Source organism: Pseudomonas sp. TH34 (assembly GCF_016650865.1).
GTDB lineage: Bacteria > Pseudomonadota > Gammaproteobacteria > Pseudomonadales > Pseudomonadaceae > Aquipseudomonas > Aquipseudomonas yamanorum.
Window position 1 is genome coordinate 165,056 of record NZ_JAEKFB010000005.1, and the last position, 20,708, is coordinate 185,763.

18 protein-coding genes are annotated in these 20,708 nt (G+C 61.8%); 2 read left to right on the top strand and 16 right to left on the bottom strand.

Features of this window, described 5'->3' with window-relative positions:
• Nucleotides 1–770: 770 nt before the first annotated feature.
• The 15 genes from JFU58_RS03870 to JFU58_RS03940 form a co-directional block, all read right to left on the bottom strand.
• Nucleotides 771–2,126, bottom strand: coding sequence for an MATE family efflux transporter (locus tag JFU58_RS03870; RefSeq protein WP_063031493.1), 1,356 nt, complete (start codon nucleotides 2,124–2,126; stop codon nucleotides 771–773).
• A 22-nt stretch (nucleotides 2,127–2,148) separates the two neighbouring features.
• The gene (locus JFU58_RS03875; RefSeq protein ID WP_063031495.1) at nucleotides 2,149–2,712 is read right to left on the bottom strand and encodes a DUF2239 family protein; all 564 of its coding nucleotides are present in this window, start codon (nucleotides 2,710–2,712) and stop codon (nucleotides 2,149–2,151) included.
• Nucleotides 2,713–2,762: 50 nt separating this feature from the next.
• On the bottom strand, nucleotides 2,763–3,719 hold the full coding sequence (locus tag JFU58_RS03880) for an AAA family ATPase (RefSeq protein ID WP_201139875.1): 957 nt from the start codon (nucleotides 3,717–3,719) through the stop codon (nucleotides 2,763–2,765).
• 3 nt (nucleotides 3,720–3,722) lie between these two features.
• A complete protein-coding gene (locus JFU58_RS03885) occupies nucleotides 3,723–4,766 on the bottom strand; it encodes an aliphatic amidase (protein WP_093198844.1) in 1,044 nt (347 codons plus the stop codon).
• 15 nt (nucleotides 4,767–4,781) lie between these two features.
• Nucleotides 4,782–5,129, bottom strand: coding sequence for an FmdB family zinc ribbon protein (locus JFU58_RS03890; RefSeq protein ID WP_063031501.1), 348 nt, complete (start codon nucleotides 5,127–5,129; stop codon nucleotides 4,782–4,784).
• Nucleotides 5,130–5,131: 2 nt separating this feature from the next.
• Nucleotides 5,132–6,361 (bottom strand): formamidase, encoded by a 1,230-nt coding sequence (gene fmdA, locus JFU58_RS03895; RefSeq protein ID WP_063031503.1) that lies wholly within the window; start codon nucleotides 6,359–6,361, stop codon nucleotides 5,132–5,134.
• Between the two features lie 933 nt (nucleotides 6,362–7,294).
• Complete coding sequence (locus JFU58_RS03900; protein WP_177072186.1) at nucleotides 7,295–8,425, bottom strand: MFS transporter; 1,131 nt, start codon at nucleotides 8,423–8,425, stop codon at nucleotides 7,295–7,297.
• A 75-nt stretch (nucleotides 8,426–8,500) separates the two neighbouring features.
• The gene (locus tag JFU58_RS03905; RefSeq protein ID WP_177072187.1) at nucleotides 8,501–9,865 is read right to left on the bottom strand and encodes an MFS transporter; all 1,365 of its coding nucleotides are present in this window, start codon (nucleotides 9,863–9,865) and stop codon (nucleotides 8,501–8,503) included.
• Between the two features lie 92 nt (nucleotides 9,866–9,957).
• Nucleotides 9,958–10,494 (bottom strand): alpha/beta fold hydrolase, encoded by a 537-nt coding sequence (locus JFU58_RS03910; protein WP_201139876.1) that lies wholly within the window; start codon nucleotides 10,492–10,494, stop codon nucleotides 9,958–9,960.
• 3 nt (nucleotides 10,495–10,497) lie between these two features.
• A complete protein-coding gene (locus tag JFU58_RS03915) occupies nucleotides 10,498–11,274 on the bottom strand; it encodes an HvfC/BufC N-terminal domain-containing protein (protein ID WP_177072189.1) in 777 nt (258 codons plus the stop codon).
• Nucleotides 11,271–12,122, bottom strand: a complete 852-nt coding sequence (gene bufB / locus JFU58_RS03920; protein WP_177027618.1) for an MNIO family bufferin maturase — start codon at nucleotides 12,120–12,122, stop codon at nucleotides 11,271–11,273. The genes JFU58_RS03915 and bufB overlap by 4 nt, the downstream gene beginning before the upstream one ends.
• A 98-nt stretch (nucleotides 12,123–12,220) precedes the next feature.
• Complete coding sequence (gene bufA2, locus JFU58_RS03925) at nucleotides 12,221–12,493, bottom strand: BufA2 family periplasmic bufferin-type metallophore (protein WP_003211275.1); 273 nt, start codon at nucleotides 12,491–12,493, stop codon at nucleotides 12,221–12,223.
• A 24-nt stretch (nucleotides 12,494–12,517) separates the two neighbouring features.
• Entirely contained in the window at nucleotides 12,518–13,285 is a 768-nt protein-coding gene (locus tag JFU58_RS03930; RefSeq protein ID WP_201139877.1) for an alpha/beta fold hydrolase, read from the bottom strand.
• A gap of 45 nt (nucleotides 13,286–13,330) precedes the next feature.
• Nucleotides 13,331–13,759, bottom strand: a complete 429-nt coding sequence (locus tag JFU58_RS03935) for a DoxX family protein (protein WP_010175348.1) — start codon at nucleotides 13,757–13,759, stop codon at nucleotides 13,331–13,333.
• The gene (locus JFU58_RS03940) at nucleotides 13,756–14,028 is read right to left on the bottom strand and encodes a BufA1 family periplasmic bufferin-type metallophore (protein ID WP_177072191.1); all 273 of its coding nucleotides are present in this window, start codon (nucleotides 14,026–14,028) and stop codon (nucleotides 13,756–13,758) included. Before JFU58_RS03940 ends, JFU58_RS03935 begins: the two co-directional genes overlap by 4 nt.
• Nucleotides 14,029–14,604: 576 nt before the next feature.
• Between JFU58_RS03940 and JFU58_RS03945 the strand changes: the two genes are divergently transcribed.
• Both JFU58_RS03945 and JFU58_RS03950 read left to right on the top strand, forming a co-directional pair.
• Nucleotides 14,605–17,430 carry an ATP-binding protein gene (locus JFU58_RS03945; RefSeq protein ID WP_093198866.1) on the top strand — a complete coding sequence of 942 codons (2,826 nt, stop codon included), beginning with the start codon at nucleotides 14,605–14,607 and terminating at the stop codon, nucleotides 17,428–17,430.
• Between the two features lie 244 nt (nucleotides 17,431–17,674).
• Nucleotides 17,675–18,982 carry an IS4 family transposase gene (locus tag JFU58_RS03950; protein WP_201139778.1) on the top strand — a complete coding sequence of 436 codons (1,308 nt, stop codon included), beginning with the start codon at nucleotides 17,675–17,677 and terminating at the stop codon, nucleotides 18,980–18,982.
• An 815-nt stretch (nucleotides 18,983–19,797) separates the two neighbouring features.
• Here JFU58_RS03950 and JFU58_RS03955 read toward each other — a convergent pair.
• Nucleotides 19,798–20,682 (bottom strand): LysR family transcriptional regulator, encoded by an 885-nt coding sequence (locus JFU58_RS03955; protein WP_201139878.1) that lies wholly within the window; start codon nucleotides 20,680–20,682, stop codon nucleotides 19,798–19,800.
• Nucleotides 20,683–20,708 lie beyond the last annotated feature (26 nt).

Consider the following 20,708-nt stretch of genomic DNA (forward strand, 5'->3'; position numbering starts at 1 on the left):
ACCACTCGGCACCTCGCCTAGGCTCGGTGTGCCCACTCCGGCTTTGGACCGTGGGCCGCCGTCATGGGCCATCCTTGGCCCAGGACGGCTAACCTGGCGTCCTGCCAGGTTACCCACGCTCCAAAGCCTGCGTTCGGCCAGCGTGGTTTAACGGGGCGCCTAAGATCAAAATCAAGATCAAAAGCAGATCAACAGCACAGCGGCCTACCGGCCGGCTTGAGTGTGGTAAAGCAACAGCAAGAGCAACAGCAAATCAGAATCGGGCACGGTCAAATGTGGGAGCTGGCTTGCCTGCGATAGCATCAACTGGGTATACCTGATGCACCGAGGTGTCTGCATCGCAGGCAAGCCAGCTCCCACAGAAAAGCAGATCTTTTTTCACTCTGGCTTTTGATCTGGCTTCTAACACTCCCACTCAAGCCGGCCGGTAGGCCGCTGTGCTGTTGCTGTTGCTGTTGCTGTTGCTTTTGATCTTGATCTGACTGCCCCGATAAGCCCGAGGCCGAACGCAGGTATTGCGGAGCGGGTAAACCGGCAGGACGCCGGTTTACCCGCTCCGGGCCATGGATGGCCCATCGCGGCGGCCCGCGGAGCAGTGCCGGAGTGAGGGAACACCGAGCCTAAGCGAGGTGCAGACAGGCGGGCAGAGCCCTTTGCTTACTTTGGGCTGGGCCGGCATTCCGGCTTTTCCAAAAGTGAGCCGCTGTAAGAGCGGAACCATAAGTAGCCGTGACCGAAGAAGCGGATATGTACTCCCTCCCCAAAAAACCTCACACCAACCGCTTAATCTGCTTATGCCGCCAAACCAACCGGTAATACGCCGTCTGCAACCCCAGCATCGCCAGATACGTCACCGGAAACGCCATCCAAACCCCTTCCAACCCAAACCGCGCATTCAGCAGATAAGCCACCGGCAACTCCACCCCCAACACGCAAACGATCGAAATCCCCACTGGCACCAGCACCACGCCGCTGGCCCGCATGATCCCGCCCACCACCGCCTGGAAGCCAAACACCAAAATGCTCCAGAGCATGATATGCAGCAGGTGCTCAGCCTTGACCCGCGCATCCACGTCGGTAATGAACAACCCCAACAACCAGTGCGACAACCCATACCCCAACACAATCAACCCACCCGTCAGGCACAGGTTGATCAAAATTCCCGTACGCAGGATCGGCCCAATCCGCTCCAGCCGCCCTGCCCCGATCGCCTGCGCCCCCAGAATCGACGCGGTGATGGCAATCGACAACGCCGGAAACTGCACATAGTTGACGATCTGCGTCACCGCCCCATACGCCGCCGTCGCCTGGGAACCATGGCTGTTGACCAGCGCCAGAATCACCAGCTCCGACAACGACAACACCACCATCTGCAACCCAGTCGGCAGACCAATACGCAGCACCTTGCCCAAAATCACCCGGTCCAGTCGCAACGCCGCCATCAACTCGCGATCCGGCGCCATCACGTGGTTTTTATGGCGCAGGCGCAGCACCAGAAACGTCATCGCCAGGGCGTTACCCACCAGCCCTGCCAGTACCGCGCTCTGAATGCCCATCGGCGGCAAACCCAGCCAGCCCTTGATCAGCGCCGGGGTCAGCACCAGGCCCACGGCGGTCGAGACCATCAGCGCCAGCAACGGCGACACCGTGTCACTCACGCCTCGCAGCAGTTGGGTGAACAGGATGAACACCAGCAACAGCGGCATGATCAGCATCATCATCTGCGCGTAACCCACCGCGTCATCCAGCACATCCACCGGTGTGCCCAGGGCCTGCATCGCCGGCCGTGCAAACACGCTGCCCAGCACCGCCGCGATCACCCCGATCAGGGCGCCGAGGGTCAGGGTGGCGCCGGTGATCGACTTGACCATCGAGGTTTCCTGAGCGCCCCACGCCTGGCCAATCAGCACCGAAGCGCCCGCCCCCAGGCCGATCACCAGGGCGATAAAGAAAAACACGATGGGGAACATCCCCGACACCGCCGCCAACGCCTGGGTACCGAGCATCTGCCCGACGTAGATACCGTTCAGCGTGCCGGAAAAGCTCTGGAGGAAATTGGACAGCACCATGGGTGCCAGAAAGATCAGGTAGATCTGCCACAACGGTCGTTGCTGGGTGACTTCCATGAAGGTTCGGATCTCAATGCAATTAGGCAGGGAAAGCGTTGCGTGATAACCAGGCCAGGTACAACTTCACATCCACTGGCCAGTGCGCAATCTTGTTGGAAAATTCGGCGCCGTCCTGGGCAAACAACGCCCGCGAGGCTTCTTCGAAACCCGGCAGGTCGCCGCCGAGAGCGCTCATGAAACGATAGCTGGATTCCTTGGCCTGGCGTCGCTCATCGTGCTCGGCATGGGCGTTGCGTGCTTCATCCACCAGCCGGCGCAAGGCCGCCGAGGCGCCACCGCGTTGTTGCCCCAGCCACTCCCAATGCCGTGGCAGCAGGGTCACTTCACGGGCGACCACGCCCAGCTTCGGTCGGCCTACGGTAGGTGACGCAGGCACTTCGGCCTCGGTCACCGTAGCTGCCGGTTGCTGGGGCGAATAACCCGCGGGCCAGGGATAGTCGACTTGAACGCCGCTGGTGTCATCGAACACCAGCAAGCTGCCGGTCGACAGGTCGAGACTTTTCAGTTTTTTAGCGACGTCGGCATAAGAGCCGGCGGCCACGCGTTGGTGGCCAAGGAAGGCGGTGCAGTGTGATGCGCTCATGACTTTTACCCGGAATATATTGTTTTACCCGGGTCATATTAGCCTGAAATTTATTTGTTGCAAGTCGCTTGTCGCGAAACCACCAAATGATTGCCGATGGCGGTCGCGCCCATGGCGCCCACGCCCGGATCACCCAACAGGCACTCGGCAATCGCCGGCTCAAGTTCCACCCGCAACCGGCGACCCAAGGCGCGAGCACCAAACCGTACGTCATGGTCGCGGCACAGCCATGCCCGTGCCGATTCATCCAGCACCAGTGACCGCTGCTGCGTCGCCAGGCGTTGATTGAGTTTGCCGAGTTCCACCTCAAGTAACGCTTCAAGCCACTGATGGTCGATGGGCTCGAACACCAGGACACGGTCGATACGATTGAGAAACTCCGGCTCGAAGTGACTGTGCAAGGCGTCCTCCAACACCGCCGCCTCCCCGCGCACCAACCAGCGCAACGGAGCAAAACGCTGTCGATGGCGGCGCGCCTGTTGCGCGCCGATATTGCTGGTCATGAAGATCAGGCTGTTGCGAAAGTCCAGCGTGCGAGCGCCACCCGCCAACGTCAGTTGGCCGTTTTCAAGGATGCCCAGCAGGCTGCGCACCACTTCCTGGCTGGCCTTTTCCAACTCGTCGAACAACACGATGCCGGGGCGACTGTAGCTGCCCTGGATCAGCTCGCTGTTGAACAGGCTGATGCCTTCCTTGCTGCCGACGTAACCCGGTGGTGCACCGGTCAGGGCGGCGGCGTAATGCTCCTGGGCCAGGGTGTGCATGTCGATACGGCAGAACCCGTCGGTGCGCCCGTGCAAGGCCAGGGCCAGCAGCCGGACAATTTCTGTCTTGCCGACCCCGGTCGGCCCCATGAACAGGTTGACGCTCAACGGCCGCTCGCGCTCGCCGATATCGGCCTTGACCACCTTGAGCACGCCTTCCACCTGGGCCAGGGCCGCGTCCTGGCCAACGATGCGGCTGCGCAGCAAGGCCATGACCTGAGCCGGTTCAAAGGTAAACCGCATGCCTCAACCCGCCGTCTTTTCTTTACCGCCATGGGGCAACTGCCCCACCGGGCACTCGGCGACACCGACGGTGTTGCGGGTAAATGCCTCGACATTCTCCCGGGCTTTTTGCGCGTCCAGCACCCAGGTGCGATAGAACTCGAACGGACAATCCGCCACGCCCTTGTCCCCGTCGCCCGAAGCATGCATGCCGGTGTAGCCACGGTGCAGCAGCTTGAACAGATGGTTCTGCGACTGATCATTGGCCCGCGCATCGCGGATCTGCGACACCGACAGCTGAGCGTACTGAATGCCCATTTCTTCCTCGCCGCACTCCCCCAGGGTACGACCATCGAAACCAATGATCGCCGAGTGCCCGAAGTACGAATACACCCCGTCGAACCCCGCCGCATTCGCCACCGCCACGTAGCAGTTATTGGCCCAGGCCATGCTCTTGGACATCTGCACCTGCTGCTCCTTGGCCGGGTACATATAGCCCTGGCAACGCACGATCAGCTCGGCGCCTTTCATCGCACAGTCGCGCCAGATTTCCGGATAGTTGCCGTCGTCGCAGATGATCAGGCTGATCTTCATGCCCTTGGGCCCGTCGCACACGTAGGTGCGGTCGCCGGGATACCAGCCCTCGATCGGGCACCACGGAATGCACTTGCGGTAACGCTGGACGATCTCCCCCAGGTTATTGATCAGCACCAGCGTGTTGTACGGCGCCTTGTGGGGATGTTCTTCATGGCGCTCACCGGTCAGGGAAAACACGCCCCAGGTATTGGCCTGGCGACAGGCCGCCGAGAAAATCGCCGTCTCTTCGCCGGGAATACTCGCGGCGGTGGCCATCATCTCATCGTGGTCGTACATGATCCCCATGGTGCTGTATTCGGGGAACACCACCAGGTCCATGCCGGGCAAACCCTGCTTCATGCCGACAATGATTTCGGCAATCTTCTTCGCGTTATCGATGACCTCGGCCTTGCTGTGCAGGCGCGGCATCTTGTAGTTCACGACAGCAACACCGACCGTGTCCGGGCTGCTGGATATGTCGCCATGGCGCATTGCAAATCTCCTCGGTCAGTGACTGATCATCCAGGGCCGTGGCCCGGTCTTGGTCTTGAGCCCCAGCGGGTTGGCCTTACTTGGCACCACCGGCTTGCGGGTGCCACAGCAACTGCAGCCCGCCGGGTGCTTGCGCGCCTCCTGATACTCGCCGACGGTTTGCGGCGCATGGGCGCTGCGCTCGTTGCCGGCAATCGCCTTGCGCTGGCTGGCCGACAGCGTGGTCAGCGCCGGTGCCGACAGCAGCAACTGCCCGCCCGGGCCGTCGCAATATGGGCACTGGCTGGGTTCGTGACGCTGGGCCATGGGCCGCAGCATCGTGAAGGTGCCGCAGGACTCACAGGCATATTCATAGGTCGGCATGGCTACAGGTCCGGTGCGATGGGCAGGTCGATGCTGCCGTCGAGGAATTGGGTCGGGCCGTTGGCGTTGGGGTTGATGTCGAACTCGAAGATTTCAGTCGGCAGCCACAACGTCGCGCAGGCGTTGGGGATGTCCACCACGCCGCTGATATGCCCCTGCACCGGCGCCGAGCCGAGCAACGCATAACCCTGGGCCGGCGAGTAGCCGAACTTGGTCAGGTAGTTGATCGCATTCAGGCAGGCCTGGCGGTAAGCGACATTGACGTCCAGGTAGTGCTGCTGCCCCTGTTCGTCGACGGAGATGCCTTCGAAGATCAGGTAGTTCTTGTAGTTCGGGGTGATCGGGCTTGGCTTGAACACCGGGTTCTTGATCCCGTACTTGGCCATGCCGCCCTTGATCAGCTCGACCTTCATGTGCACCCAGCCGGCCATTTCGATGGCGCCGCAAAAAGTGATTTCGCCGTCGCCCTGGCTGAAGTGCAAGTCCCCCACCGACAGGCCGGCGCCGTTGACGTAGACCGGGAAATAGATCTTCGAGCCGCGGGACAGATCCTTGATATCGCAGTTGCCGCCATGCTCACGGGGCGGCACGGTGCGGGCACCGGTGGCGGCGGCGTCGTCACGGGCCGCGCCCTTGAGTTTGCCCATGTGTGCGGTGGCGGCCAGCGGGGCGTTGGCCAGGGGTGGGACGCGGGTTGGGTTGGTGTCGATCAGTTCCTGCTCGCGGCGGTTCCAGTCGGCGAGCATCACCGGGTCGGGCAGGCAGCCGATCAGGCCGGGGTGGATCAGGCCGGCGAAGTTCACGCCCGGGATGTGTCGAGAGCTGGTGAACATGCCCTTGAAATCCCAGATGGCTTTTTGCGCGCTGGGGAAGTGATCGGTGAGGAAGCCGCCGCCGTTCTGGCGGGAGAAGAAACCGTTGAAACCCCACTGGGAGTCGGCTTTGGCGCCGATGTCGAGCAGGTCGACCACCAGCAGATCGCCGGGTTCGGCGCCGTGTACGCCCACTGGGCCGGAAAGGTAATGCACGGTGGAGAGGTCGACGTCGCGCACGTCGCTGGCGTCGTCGTTGTTCTTGATGGCGCCGGCGGTCCAGTCGTAGGTTTCGAGGATGAAGTCATCGCCGGGTTTGACCCAGCAGGCCATCGGGATGTCCGGGTGCCAACGGTTGTGGATTTGCTCGTTTTCGGTGACGGGTTGGTTGAGGTCGACTTTGATCAGGGTGTCGGTCATCGAGGTGCTCCCGGAGGTGGCTTGGCTGTCGGGGGCAGTCTCACGGGGATGGGGTTGGGCGGGGAATACGTTGGATGACGTATGCGGCTTTGGGGTTGGGGGGCATATCCGTTATTTTTGTAACGGCCGCCTATGGTTCCGCTCTTACAGCGGCTCACTTTTGAACAGCGCAAAAGTAAGCAAAACGCTCTTGCCCCACCACTCGGCACCTCGCCCAGGCTCGGTGTGCCCTCACTCCGGCTTTGGACCGTGGGCCGCCGCGATGGGCCATCCTTGGCCCAGCGCGGCTAACCCGGCGTCCTGCCGGGTTACCCACGCTCCAAAGCCTGCGTTCGGCCAGCGTGGTTTAACGGGGCGCCTAAGATCAAGATCAACAGCAAGAGCACAGCGGCCTACCGGCCGGCTTGAGTGTGGTGAAGCAAAAGCCAAATCAAAAGCTAAAGCGGGCACGGTCAAATGTGGGAGCTGGCTTGCCTGCGATGGCATCAACTGGGTGTACCTGATGCACCGAGGTGTCTGCATCGCAGGCAAGCCAGCTCCCACAGAAAAGCAGCTCTGCTTTCGCTCTGGCCTTTGATCTGGCTTCTAACACTCAAGCCGGCCGGTAGGCCGCTGTGCTCTGGCTTTTGATCTGCTTTTGATCTTGATCTGGGGGCCCCGTCAACCACGATGGCCGCAAGTAGGCACGGTGGAGCGGGTAAATCGGCAAGGATGCCGATTTAGCCGCGCCGGGCCATGGATGGCCCGTCGCGGCGACCCGCGGAATCGGGCCGGAGTGCGGGCATGCCGAGCCTAAGCGAGGCACCGAGTGGTGGGGCAAAGACCTTTGGTTACTTTTGGGGCGTTTGCCAAAAGTGACCCGCTGTAAGAGCGGAACCATAAGTCGCCGTTACCTAAATAACGGATATGTACCCCGCTCCCGCTCTCCCCATCTCATGCTAAAACCCTGGCCCGCCAGCAAAACACCGCACTGACCGCAATCGCCGCCCCCGCCACACCAAACACCCAAGGCGCCGACGCCACCGGCAACAACAACCCCGCCAGCAAAGGCCCAAGCCCCGCGCCCACATCCCGCCACACCGCATTCGACGCCAACGCCGAAACCCGCATCGCCCCCGGATTACGCTCCGCCACCAACGTCGTCACCAGCGGCAACTGCAACGCCCGCAACACCAACACCGCCGCCGCACCGACAATCACCCAGTGACTGCCAAACGCCCCCAACGCCAACGCACTGAGAAACGAAAACAGCAGCAACATCGAAGTAGCACCAAACTGCTGCGCCGCGCGTCCCCCTAACGGACTCAGAAGCAACTCCGAAACATATCGCAGCGCCATCAACCCACCGGCAATCAATACCGCATTCCCACCCAGCATCTTCTGCGCCTGAATCGACAGACCAAAGATAAACAGCCCATCCAGCGCCACCCCTTCGATAAACGACCAGGTCGCCACACTGTCAGGCAACTTGAACCGCCGCCCCGGCGTGCCATGCAAATTGTGACCCACAGTCGGCAACCCCCGCGCCATCCACAACCCCACCAGGCAACACACCGCCAGAATCCAGAAGATCGGCCGCGGCCCCACCTGTAACGTCAGCCACCCACCCAGCGGCAAGGCCAGCATCGGCCCCAGGGCAATCAACGCCCGCGAACGCCCCGCCCGCCGCGCTGCACCCAGCGGTTCAGAAGTGGCCAATACCTGAGTGGAAAGGTTCAACGCCGCAAAACACAGGCCCCAGATCAACCGCAGGCCAAGCAAGGCAGCAAACCCGGACAACATCGAGTTGCCGAGTGCACACACCGCCGCCGCGCCGGCGGCGATGGAGCACGTCAGCCGATCACCGTTGCGGGCGTAGAAATTCAGTACATGCTTGTAGCCGAAGATCCGCACCAGGCGGTTGGCCGCCAGCAGCACCCCGGCCTGGGCCAAGGTGATTCCGAACGCCTGGGACTCCATCGGCAGTACCAGGTACAGCAACACGTCACTGGGCAGGCACAGGCCAAGGGTCAGCGCGGCACGGCGGGAGTGGGAATCAGCACTGCGTTGGGCCAGATCAGACATAAAGGCTGAAACATTCAGAATTATTTAGACGGCCACGGTAGCCGTCTCCCTCAATGTTTTACAAGGCCCAAATAATTAAACCTTGGCGCCGTCCTGCATCAGGCGCAACCCGCTGGCCACCGCGCCCACCAAAGCAAACCCGCACCCCAGCCACAACGCGTACTGCGGGCCGCTGCTCAAGGACAGGTGGAAACACAACGCCACCAGCGAAGCGCCGAGCGTCTGCCCCATCAATCGCGACGTGGCAACGATCCCGCTGGCCCCCCCGCTGCGGGCGATGGGCGCGCTGGTCATGATCGCCTTGAGATTGGGCGACTGGAAGAAACCGAACCCGGCGCCGCACAGGGCCATGCGCCAGCCGATGTCGAAGGTCGAAGCGTCGTTGCCCAGGGTTGCCAACGAGGCCATGCCCGTACTCAACATCACCAGGCCGATGCCACACAGCAACGCCAGGGAGATACGGTCGGCCAGGCGCCCGGCAATCAGCGCCATCACCGCCACCACCGCCGGCCACGGCGTCATCAGAAAGCCGGTGGCTACCTGGCTGTGACCCAGCACCGTTTGCAACAGGAATGGCAGCGACACAAACGCCAGGCCCTGGGCGCTGAACGCGCAAATCGCGGTGAGGGCCGACAAGGTGAACAGCGGGCGTTTGAACAGGTCCACCGCGAGCATCGGCGCCGGGTGCCCGGCCTGACGGCGGATCAGCAACAGCCCGCACAGCAGCGCCACGGCAATCAGCCCCAGGGTCAACACCGCTTGCGCACCGTGCACCGCCGAGCCCAGGCCCAGCACCAGCAGGGCGAACAACCCGGCACAAAGAATCGCCGCGAGCCGGTCGAAGGCATGGCCGGTGATCGGGATCACCGGAATTGCACGCACCCCGAGCCACAAGGCCAATGCCCCCAGGGGCAGGTTGATCAGGTACAACCAGTGCCAGGTGGCCACCGACAGAATCGCCGACGCCGCCGTGGGCCCCAGGGTAAAGGCCAGCCCCACCACCAGCGAGTTATACCCCAGCCCCCGGCCCAATATTTTTGCCGGGTAGATATGCCGCAACAGCGCAATGTTCACGCTCATGATCGCCGCCGCGCCCAGGCCCTGCACCACCCGGGCGGCGGTCAGCGTCGGCAGCGACCAGGCCAGCCCGCAGAACAGCGACGCCACTACAAATACCAGCAAGCCACCGAGGAACACCCGGCGGTGGCCGACCACGTCACTCAGGGAAGCAAAGGGCAGCACGGCGGCGATGGTCGCCAGTTGGTAGGCGTTGACCACCCAGATCACCGAAGCGGAGTCGGTACCAATGCCTTCGGCCAGTGTGGGCAACGCGGTGTTGACGATGGCCGTGTCGAGGGTCGCCATGCCGATCCCCAGGGAAATGGCGACAACCGCCGCAAGACGTTTATCACTGGGCAACCCATCAGCTACTGAAGACATGGACAATCCGCACATGTGGCAAAGGCCTCTAGATTACGGGCAGCGGTCTTTTTTTTCAGCGGGCAAATGCGCGGCTGTCCAAATATTCATGTTCAGGTGCGCCATTTGCCCATCCGGGCCATCTGCACCAGCACCTCGGCGAGGGCGGGCTGCGGCGCGCTGTTGACGGTGACCAGCGCCACGCAACGGCTTGGCCGCAAGGTGGCCGCTGCCGTGACGGCACGACCGCCGAGATCGAACCCACCCAGCACAGCCTCAGGGATGTGCAAGGCATTCATCAGGTCCAGCACGTCCTGGCCGAGAACGACTTCCTGGGTAACAGCGGGTGCGGTCTTGTCCAGCTGCGTGGTGCTGCCATGACCTCGCAGGTACGGGATGACCACCCGAAAGCCCTGGGACACCAGATGCGGCGCAACCTCGGCGAAACGCTCAAGGTCGCCGTCAGCACCATGCAGCAAAATGATCGGCCGGCCGCCTTCCGGGCCGGCTTCGTAGTAGCCGATATCCAGCAGGTCGGTGCTGACCTGGCGGATCGTCCAGGGCGTAGGCGCCGCCCATACCGGCAGTGACAGCGCGACTGAAGCAATGGCGCTGGAAATCAGAAAGCGACGGCGATTGAAAAAAGACATGGGTTATAGCTCCAAAAAATTCGACATTGGAAGGTCGTCAACGACCCCCACAATCAACTCACTGCCGATCCAGCCGGCCAGCCACTCACCGGCTTTTGCCACGCCCTCCTCTTCCCCCAGGCGCTCCACCAAAAACTCGCACAGCCCGGCAAAACTGCCGTCGCCTTGCAGGTGCACCAACGCCTGGAACTCCAAAGCCTCGACTTGCCGCAAGCGCGAGGTGAACTGCCGACGCCACACCAGCAATCCACCGGCCTCGGCCAGCATCACCGCCTCGGGCGCCGGGGTTTGCTGCCACAACGCCGACCAGATCGCCTCGGCGTTGGTGGTCAGCCCGTGGCAGCGCAGCGATGGCGTGAATTGCAGGCTCGCGGTGTCCCAATCCACCGCCGCGAGAGCGTCCATGGGCAACGGGCTGGCATCGGCGGCGACAAATGCCTCGTTGAGCGACGACTCGATCCAGGCCAGTTCATGCACGTCGGGATTGTTGGGGAACAGTTCACCCAGGGTCAGGTGAAAGCCCTCGGGATAGACGTCCAGGGTCCAGGCATGGGGCGGATACCGGTCGATATGGCTGACGCACGCGGCCAGAAACGCCTCATCCCCCAGCCAGCGCCGCAGGTTGGGAAACGCCTGCTCCAGGCAACCCACCAACTGCGCACGGTAGTTGTTCTGGTAAACCGCCAGGCCTGCGGCCTTGTTACCCAACAACTGGGCCGACTCGTCCGAGGCACTCACCAGCCAGGTGTGAAACGCCTGCTGCCATTGAGCGAGATTCATGAGCGCACCTGCGCTCGCTTGTAGGCCTCGGAAGCCCCCAGCATGCGGGCGATGGACAGTTCCTCCAGCAGCTCTGCCAAGGGCGGAATCTCGTCATCGCGCTCGATCATCGTGGCAACCGGGCCGAGCAACGCAACGGCCTTGGCATACAAATCCCAGACACCGTCACATACCGGGCTGTCATGGCTGTCGATCAGCAAATCGCGGCCCTGGCTGTGGCCGGCCAGGTGAATCTGCCGCACCCGCTCGGCCGGAATCCCGTCGAGAAACGCCAGGGCGTCGAAGCCATGGTTGCTGGCGCTGACAAACACATTGTTGACGTCCAGCAACAGCTCGCAGCCGGTGCGCCGGGACATGGCGGCGATGAATTCCCACTCGCTCATGGATGCGCCATCAAAGGCCAGGTAGCTGGACGGGTTTTCAAACAGCATCGCGCGGCCCAGCACGTCCTGGGCCATGTCGATATTGGCGCAGACCCGGTCCAGTGCCTCATCGGTATAAGGCACTGGCAGCAAGTCATGGGAGTTGAAGCCTCCACTGCGGGACCAGCTCAGGTGGTCGGACACAAACAGCGGTTCGATCTCGTCCACCAGCGACTTGAGGCGCTTCAGATAGTCGAGATCCAGCCCCTCGGCGGTGCCGATCGACATCGACACCCCATGCAGCGCCACCGGGTACCGCTCACGAATCTGGCGCAGGATATGCCGGGGCTGGCCGCCCGCGACCATGAAATTCTCGGAGATCACTTCAACGAAATCCACCGCCACCGGGGTCTCCAGGAACTCGCTGTAGTGCTCCTTGCGCAGCCCCAGGCCGTAGCCCGGGAAACGCGGATTGGGTGTCGGCATCACATGGTCTCCGTTAAAAAACTGTAGGAGCGAGCTTGCTCGCGAAAAACCCGAGAACAACGCGAGGTGCCAGGCACCCCGCGCTATCGTTAACGGTCTTACTTCGGCTCAGTCGTGGTGCCGCCCAGCTTCAAGCATTCGGACGGAGTCTTGACGACAACGCCCTGGCCCTTGCAGCTGTTGAGGCCCTTGCAATCGTTCTTGGCCGTAGCGCACAGGCTTTCGCCCTTGCAGTTGTTCACGCCGTAGCAACGACCCGGCTGTTCCGGCTGGTCGGCGGCGCTGGCGGCAGCCGCGAAAGAGGCGGACGCCATGGCGATCAGGGCGGCAGCAGTAGCAAGGCTCAAGCGGGATTTAATGGACGTGCTCATGGGTGTTACTCCTCAGGGTGGGGTTTATTTGATGACGGATGCAGCGTCTTCGATGACCTTCGCCACAGCCTCGGGCTGGGAGATGTACACCGAGTGGCTGGCCTTGATTTCAGTGACTTTTGAGCCGGCGCGCTTGTACATCCAGCGCTGCAGATCGGGGCTCAGGGCACGGTCTTCGGTGGACACCACGGCGTAGGTCGGCTTCTTGTGCCAGGCCGCGGCCCACACGGTGCCGCCGAACAAAGCGGTGGTGGCCGGTACCTGAGAGGCGGCCATGAAGTCGGTGCGGTTGGTGGTCAGGTCGGCAGCAAAGTCGGCGTTGAACTTGGTGCGGTCAAAGAACAGATGCCCGTCGCGGGTCTGCATCACGTCATTGCTGGGAGCCGGCATCGAAGACAGCAGTTGGCTCATGTTTTCGCCGACTTCCGGTTGCAGGGCCGAGACATAGACCATCGACTTGACCTTGTCGCGGTCACCGGCAATCGAGATCACCCCACCGCCGGAGCTGTGCCCCACCAGCACCACCGGGCCGACTTGCTGCTCCAGCACTTCGCGGGCCTCGGCCACGTCGGCGGCGAGGCTTTCATGGCCCTGATGCACCACGGTGACCTTGTAGCCCTTGTGAATCAGGATGTCGTGCACCACTCGCCAGCCGGAGCCGTCGACGAAGGAACCGGGCACGATCACCACGCTTTTACCAGTGCCCTGCTGGGGCTTGGCTGCATCGGCGGCCGAGGCCACTAACGGTGCAGCGAGTGCCATGGCGATCGCCAGGGAAGAAAGAATACGCATGCGACTCTCCACAGGCCTTGGGGCCTGATCATTGTTGTGAAAGGGTTAACGGCGTTGGCCGGACAACACGCGGTCCAGTGACCAGGCCCCGCCGCCATACGCCAGCAGCGGCAACAACAGCCCGGCCCAGGTCAGGTGGGTCGGCCAGGCATCGGGGTACACGAACACCTCGATCACCAGGGTCATGCCCAACAGCGCGGCGGCCGCCGGGCGGGTCAGCAGGCCCAGCACCAGCAACAGCGGGAACAGATGCTCGGCGTAGGTCGCCAGGTGTGCCGCCCAGTCCGGCGGCACCAGCGGCAAGGCGTATTCCGAGCGAAACAAGGTGTAGGTCGACGGCTTGAGTTGCAGAAAACCGGTCACCTTGGTGCGGCCCGAGAGGAAAAACACCGAAGCGATACCGACACGAGCCACCAGCAACAGCAGCGCCTCAGGCAGCACGCGCTTGAGCACCGCAGGGGCCAGGGCAATCATGGTTGTTCCGTCAGGCTGCCGAAGCCTTTGGGGGTTTTGATCTGGGTGCACGTGCCTTTGTCCACCAGCACCCAGGCGTTGCCCTGGTAATCCGCCTTGGCGGTACCGGCGCAGGAAGTACCGGCACCGGCGGCGCAATCATTGGCACCGGCGAGGGACACGCCGAAGCATTTTTCCTGAGGCTTGGCATCCTCGGCATGGGCGGTGGCGGCGAAGGCACCGAGGGACAGTGCGAAGGTGGCGGCAAGGGCCGCGTAGTGGCGCTTCATGGTTGAATCTCCTGGCTTGACTGAATGTGGCCAGGGCGCTTGTGCGGTGCGTGACCACTTGCGCCATCTGGTAGACAGATTTAAAGCCAGGCGTGTATCCCGTCTGTGTCGCGTTTCCTCCTGCTAATCATGCCGCTGTATCAGATGGGTGCTGATACACAGTCTGATACACAGCCAAAAAAACCGCGCCAAACCACCGCCATTTTATTCGGCATCCCGAACGACACAATTAGAAATATTCGCCTTTCCGAACACTCTTCTTTCACCGCCTCCGACGACCTCAAAAATCACCATAAATTTCATACGGTTGTTGTCATCTTTGTTACATGCCAACTGGCATACATTCTGCTACATCAGGTTTTCTAGTAATAAAATGTTTCTAAATTGAAACAGTCTCATCGCCTGAACCCCAACGGGCCCGCGCCTTATAACAACGTCCATGCCCCAAAGGAGGGCGGCAACTCTCACCTTTTTGATCGACTTCAACTCTCCAAGCCTGCTGCCGCACGTAAGCACCCAAAAGGGCGAATGGCCTGATCGCCAATAACAAGCCCGACTACAAAAAAGGACAAATTGATGAGTTCGAGCAAATACCCCGCAGTGTCCTTCACGGACCTTGTCCCCCAGGCCCCGGACCACACCGAGAATGCTATCGGTTTTGGCCCCTTTCTCTTGTTGGCGCGCCAGCATGTATTGCTGCGCAACGGCGAGCCGGTGACCCTCGGCAGCCGCGCCTTGTACTTGCTGATCGCCCTCGCCAGCCGGGCTGGCGAGTTGCTGGAAAAATCCGAACTGATCTCCTTCGCCTGGCCCAAGGTGGTGGTGGAGGAATGCAACCTGCGCGCTCAGATCGTTGCCCTGCGCCGGGCGTTGGGGGATGACGGCAACTTCAGCTACATCGTCACCGTGCCGGGCCGGGGTTACCGGTTTGTCGCGCCGGTGACAATGCAGGCGGTGAGTGACGGCGCAATGACCCAGGCCCTGCTGCCCGCCCCAACCGTGGAGGCACCGAACCTGCAACCGCCGCCAGGCACGGTGATTGGCCGTGAACAGCTGATCCTGAGCCTCGCTGACCAACTCCTGAGCCAGCGCTTCCTGACCATCACCGGCCCCGGCGGCATCGGCAAGACCACGGTCGCTCTGGCCGTGGCGCAACTGCTGCAGGGCCGCTTTCACCAGGGCATGTGCTTCGTCGACCTGGCCCCCGCCACCAGCGGCCAGTGGGTGGCCGGCATGCTCGCCAACGCCCTGGGCATCCAAAGCGTGAGTGACGACCCCTTGCAAAGCGTGGCCTCGATGCTCGCCAACAGCCCGCTGCTGCTGGTGCTCGACAACTGCGAACACGTGCTGCAAGCCACCGCCGACGCCGTCGAAGTGCTGCTGCGCTGCGCGCCCCAGTGTTGCGTGCTGACCACCAGCCGCGAGCCGCTGCGGGCCGAAGGCGAACGGGTGCACGACCTGGCACCGCTGCTGGTGCCGGACGAAGACTTAAGCTTGAGTGCCGAGCAAGCCATGGCCTGGTCGGGCATCGCGTTGTTCATCGAACGGGTCAAGGCCCTCGATCCTGGCTTCGTGTTCAAGGACACCGACGTCGCCGCCGCCAGCGCCATCTGCCGCAAGCTCGACAGCAATGCCCTGGCCATCGAAATTGCCGCGGCGCGGGTGCGCACCTTCGGCATCCAGGACCTGGTGGGTTTGCTCGACGGCAGTTTCCGCCTGCAAATGACTGGCCGGCGCACCGCCCTCGCCCGCCATCGTTCACTGAGCGCGACCCTGGACTGGACCTACTCGATGCTCACCGGCGACGAACAGGCCATGTTGCGCCAACTGGCAGTGTTCACCGGTTCGTTCACCCTGGATGCAGTCAAAGCCATGACCGCCAGCAGCGCCCTCGATGCCCGCAACGCCCTGCCCCTGCTGGAAAGCCTGATGGACAAGTCGCTGCTGATCGCTGGTGAATCCCAGTTGCTCAAGCGCTACCGCCTGCTGGAAACCACCCGCGCCTACGCCCTGGAGAAACTCAACGAACACGGCGAAGCCGATGCTACCCGCCAGCGTCATGCACGGTATGCCCTCGAGGTTTTGCAGGAGGCCGGGCAGACCCTCGACAGTCTTTCCCCGGAGATTTGGGTCGGCCTCTACGGCCCGGAAATCAACACCATCCGCGCCGCACTGGAGTGGGCTTTTTCAGCCTCGGGCGACCTGCCCACCGGCATCGAACTGACCCTCGGCGGCGTGCCGTTGTGGCTGCGCCTGTCGCTGGTCAGCGAGTGCCGTACCTGGGTCGACAAAGGCCTGGCCAGCGCCGACACCACCCCGCTGCCGCTGCGCCAGCGCATGCTGTTGCAAACGGCCTTGGCCAGCGTGCTGATGCTCACCTACGGCACCGGCGGGCCGATGCGCGAAGCCTGGCGCCAGGTGCGTGAAGACGCCCGCGACCTGGGCGATGCCGAGCACAAACTGCGGGCGTTGTGGGGCCTGTGGAGTGACCGCTGCGGCTGCAACCAGTACGCCGAAGCGCTGGAACTGGCCGAGCGCTACATCAGCCTGAGCCACAGCGGCAACCAGCAACTGCTGGGTAAACGCATGCGTGCGGTGGCGTTGTTTCACATGGGCGACCTGGCTGGCGCCCGGCAGAATATCGACGAGGCACTGGGGTCACCGTCGGCGCCGCGCTCGCACATTATCGACGTGCATTTCGACCAGCGCATCGCCGCCCGCTGCCTCAAGGCGAAGGTTCAGTTGCTGGAAGGCGATGTTGACCCGGCGCTGCGCCTGATCGGCAGTTGCGTCGATGAAGCCATCACCCTCGATCACCCCGCGACCCTCTGGTACACCCTGTGCCTGGGGGCGATTCCCCTGGCGCTGTTGGCGTCCAACCTGCCCAAGGTGCGTTATTACCTGGGCTTGCTGCAGGGCAGCACCACGCAACAAGACCTGCATATCTGGCGCCAGTTTCGGTTGTGTTTCGAGAGCATCCTGCTGATTCGCCAGGGCTCGCCTGAGGAAGGTGTGCCGCTGTTGGGTGAGGCGTTGCATCACTTGAGTGGGCAGGGAGACAGCCAGCTGTATAGCTTGCTGCGCTGTGAATACGCCTTGGGCCTGGCGCGGCTGGGGCTGGAGAAGCTGGCGCTGGAGGTGTTGGAAGACACCTTGCAATTGGCGCTGGGGCGGCATGAGCATTGGTTCGTGCCGCAGATGTTGCGGATCAAGGCACAGCTGATTTTGCGCCAGGCCCAGTATGGGTCGGTGGACAAGGCCAAGGTGTTGCTGCGCCAGGCGTGGGTGGATGCGCAATTGGCCGGGGCGCACTTTTGGCGGGCGCAGATTGCCAGTGACCTGGCCAGGTTGCAGGAGCCGAAGATGCGGATTGCTTCGTTGCCCCGGTTTCAGCATCGGTAGGTGATCGCTATTCGGTACGCACTTGCGTGTTCTCGGGTGTGGGCAATGTTATGGGGCAGGATTTCTGATCGGGTCGGGTCGGGTACATATCCGTTTCTTCGGTAACGGCCGCTATTGGTTCCGCTCTTACAGCCATCCCTTTCAAGGTCTTGGTTTAAAATCCCCTAACCAATCCAGTCAGGACGACGAAACTATGTGGGAAAAGGTTTTAGAACGGTTTGAAAAACAGGCTCCGGCCAGCGTCATGACCAAGTTGATATTAGAGCAGGCAGTAGATGCCGCTTGGGTTGACAAGGTGTTCGATGATCACCGCCAACGGCAGTACTCACGTGAGCTTTTGTTTTCAACCGTTGTTGAGCTGATGTCCCTTGTTTCATTGGGCTTGAGGCCGTCGTTGCACGCGGCGGCGCGCAAGATGGAGGGCCTTTCGGTCAGTGTTTCGGCACTCTATGACAAGATCAAGCGAACCGAACCCGAGCTGCTTCGCGCCCTCATTTCGGGCAGTGCCGAGCGTTTGATACCAACCGTCGAAACGCTCGGCCATTCATCGATCCTGCCCGGCTGGCAGTTGCGTATTGTGGATGGCAACCACTTGCCGGCCACTGAAAAACGTCTAGGCGCTCTGCGCAATGAGCGCGGCGCAGCGCGCCCAGGATTTTCAGTAGTTGCCTACGATCCGGATCTGGATTTAGTCGTTGATCTTCAGCCGTGGGAAGATGCCTACGCCAGTGAGCGAGTCAGTGTTTTACCGCTGCTGGCCCGCGCATGCGCGGGCCAGTTGTGGATGGCTGACCGGCTCTATTGCACGCTGCCCATCCTGCAAGCCTGCGAGGATACGGGGGCTTCGTTCATCGTTCGCCAACCCAGCAAGCATCCACGCCTGGTCCAGGAAAGTGAGTGGCAAGACTCAGGGACGGTCGATAGCGGAACCGTTCGCGAACAAATCATCGAAATGAAGGGTGGCCGCCGCTGGCGACGTGTTGAGTTGAGCCTGCAAACGGCGAATGACTCAGGTGATTTGGTGATGTGGTTCTGGAGCAATTTGCCCGACACCATCGGTGCCCGGCAGATAGCCGATTTATACCGTCATCGCTGGAGTATCGAGGGAATGTTTCAGCGCCTTGAGTCGGTACTGGACAGTGAAATTACAGGCCTTGGCAGCCCGAAAGCCGCGCTATTGGGCTTTGCCTCGGCGGTCCTGGCTTACAACGTTTTGTCGGTTCTCAAGCGTAGCGTTGAGCAGGCGCACCGCGAAACGCAGCCAGAGGGTTGGCAGGTTTCGATTTTCCATTTGGCGGTGCATGTTCGCAGTGATTATCAAGGCTTGCAGATCGCATTGCCTGCGGAAAATTTCCCTCTTGAAAAGACTCCGCAAGGGCTGGCAGAGCGATTGCTGGCCCTGGCAAGGATGATCAAACCTAAGTCCGTAGCAAAAAGCCCTCGTGGCCCCAAAGTAGCCAAGCCCAAGGAGTGGCTGGAAGGTAAGGCAGCACGGGCGCATGTCTCAACAGCTAGGGTGCTTAAGGCGGCCAAGTCGGATAAACGTACTTAAACATGGCCTTAAACGGACTTTTAAACGCAGACCTTGAAAGGGATGGCTCTTACAGCGGCTCACTTTTGAAAAGCGCAAAAGTAAGCAAAACGCTCTTGCCCCACCACTCGGCACCTCGCCTAGGCTCGGTGTGCCCTCACTCCGGCTTTGGACCGTGGGCCGCCGTCATGGGCCATCCCTGGCCCAGGACGGCTAACCTGGCGTCCTGCCAGGTTACCCACGCTCCAAAGCCTGCGTTCGGCCAGCGTGGTTTAACGGGGCGCCTAAGATCAAAATCAAGATCAACAGCAAGAGCACAGCGGCCTACCGGCCGGCTTGAGTGTTTAGAAGCAAAATCAAAAGCTAAAGCGGGCACGGTCAAATGTGGGAGCTGGCTTGCCTGCGATGGCATCAACTGGGTCTGCCTGATACACCGAGTTGTCTGCATCGCAGGCAAGCCAGCTCCCACAGAAAAGCAGAGCTGCTTTCGCTTTGGTCTTTGCCTTTGCTTTTAACACTCAAGCCGGCCGGTAGGCCGCTGTGCTTTTGCTGTTGCTTTTGATCTTGATCTGACTGCCCCAATAAGCCCGAGGCCGAACGCAGGCAGTGCGGAGCGGGTAAACCGGCAGGACGCCGGTTTAGCCGCGCCGGGCCATGGATGGCCCGTCGCGGCGGCCCGCGGAGCAGTGCCGGAGTGAGGGAACACCGAGCCCCAGCGAGGTGCCGACAGGCGGGGCAGAGCCCTTTGCTTACTTTGGGGCTTTTCCAAAGTGAGCCGCTGTAAGAGCGGAACCATAGGTGGCCGTTACCTAAATAACGGATATGTACTCAACCCCCTAGCGAAACCGCGCAATCACCGCCTCCACCACCGGATTCGGCCGCTGGGTATTCCACGCGACAGCCGTAGTCACCACATTGAGTTTCTGACTCAACGCCCGAAACACCACATTGGCCGGGGCCAGTTTTTTCAGCGAAGCCGGCACCAACGCAATCCCCTGCCCATAACTGACAAACGCGATCTGCGAAGCCACCGACCGCACCTCATGCAGCACCCGCGGAGAAAACCCGCTGGCACGGCAAGTAGCGATCAGATTGTCGAAATACACCGGACTGACGTTGCGCGAAAACATCACCAACGGCTCATTCGCCAGACTCGACAAACTGATGCGCGTGCGGCTCGCCAGCAGGTGATCCGCCGGCAACGCCACCACCAGCCGGTCCTCCGTCAATGGCAATGACTGCACCGAAGCCCCAAGGTCACCATCCAACCGGGCAAACGCCAGGTCGATATCCCCAGCCTCCAGCGCCGGCAACGCCTCGACGCTGTCGATTTCCCGCACCGACACCGTGAGCTGCGGATAATCAAGCTTCAGTTGCTCGATCAACCCCGGCAGCACATCGAACATCGCCGTGGAGATCGCACCAATGGTCAACATCCCCGACTGCCCCGCCACCGCTTCCTCCACCGCGAGTTCCAGGCGCTCCAACTGCTCGGCGAACTTGCGCACCGCCGGCAGGATCGCCGCGCCCACCGGGGTAAGTTGTGCGCCGCGTCGGGAGCGGTCGAACAGCTTGACCTTGAGCGCCTGCTCCAGCACCTGGATCTGCTCGCTCAGCGGTGGCTGGGACATGCCAAGGCGCTTCGCCGCACGGCCGAAGTTCTGCTCCTCAGCCACCGCAAGGAACAACCAGAGGTGACGAATCAGGCGAAAGTTGATCATGGTCTTATCCATAGGTTAAGCGTATG

Bases quoted from the DNA above. Each gene is read 5' to 3' on its own strand.
- JFU58_RS03910 (WP_201139876.1), bottom strand. From the start codon at position 10,494: ATGTCTTTTTTCAATCGCCGTCGCTTTCTGATTTCCAGCGCCATTGCT.
- JFU58_RS03955 (WP_201139878.1), bottom strand. From the start codon at position 20,682: ATGATCAACTTTCGCCTGATTCGTCACCTCTGGTTGTTCCTTGCGGTG.
- JFU58_RS03935 (WP_010175348.1), bottom strand. From the start codon at position 13,759: ATGATTGCCCTGGCCCCTGCGGTGCTCAAGCGCGTGCTGCCTGAGGCG.
- bufA2 (WP_003211275.1), bottom strand. From the start codon at position 12,493: ATGAGCACGTCCATTAAATCCCGCTTGAGCCTTGCTACTGCTGCCGCC.
- JFU58_RS03875 (WP_063031495.1), bottom strand. From the start codon at position 2,712: ATGAGCGCATCACACTGCACCGCCTTCCTTGGCCACCAACGCGTGGCC.
- fmdA (WP_063031503.1), bottom strand. From the start codon at position 6,361: ATGACCGACACCCTGATCAAAGTCGACCTCAACCAACCCGTCACCGAA.
- JFU58_RS03945 (WP_093198866.1), top strand. From the start codon at position 14,605: ATGAGTTCGAGCAAATACCCCGCAGTGTCCTTCACGGACCTTGTCCCC.
- JFU58_RS03905 (WP_177072187.1), bottom strand. From the start codon at position 9,865: ATGTCTTCAGTAGCTGATGGGTTGCCCAGTGATAAACGTCTTGCGGCG.
- JFU58_RS03930 (WP_201139877.1), bottom strand. From the start codon at position 13,285: ATGCGTATTCTTTCTTCCCTGGCGATCGCCATGGCACTCGCTGCACCG.
- JFU58_RS03880 (WP_201139875.1), bottom strand. From the start codon at position 3,719: ATGCGGTTTACCTTTGAACCGGCTCAGGTCATGGCCTTGCTGCGCAGC.
- JFU58_RS03870 (WP_063031493.1), bottom strand. From the start codon at position 2,126: ATGGAAGTCACCCAGCAACGACCGTTGTGGCAGATCTACCTGATCTTT.
- JFU58_RS03950 (WP_201139778.1), top strand. From the start codon at position 17,675: ATGACCAAGTTGATATTAGAGCAGGCAGTAGATGCCGCTTGGGTTGAC.
- bufB (WP_177027618.1), bottom strand. From the start codon at position 12,122: ATGCCGACACCCAATCCGCGTTTCCCGGGCTACGGCCTGGGGCTGCGC.
- JFU58_RS03885 (WP_093198844.1), bottom strand. From the start codon at position 4,766: ATGCGCCATGGCGACATATCCAGCAGCCCGGACACGGTCGGTGTTGCT.
- JFU58_RS03900 (WP_177072186.1), bottom strand. From the start codon at position 8,425: ATGTCTGATCTGGCCCAACGCAGTGCTGATTCCCACTCCCGCCGTGCC.
- JFU58_RS03940 (WP_177072191.1), bottom strand. From the start codon at position 14,028: ATGAAGCGCCACTACGCGGCCCTTGCCGCCACCTTCGCACTGTCCCTC.
- JFU58_RS03890 (WP_063031501.1), bottom strand. From the start codon at position 5,129: ATGCCGACCTATGAATATGCCTGTGAGTCCTGCGGCACCTTCACGATG.
- JFU58_RS03915 (WP_177072189.1), bottom strand. From the start codon at position 11,274: ATGAATCTCGCTCAATGGCAGCAGGCGTTTCACACCTGGCTGGTGAGT.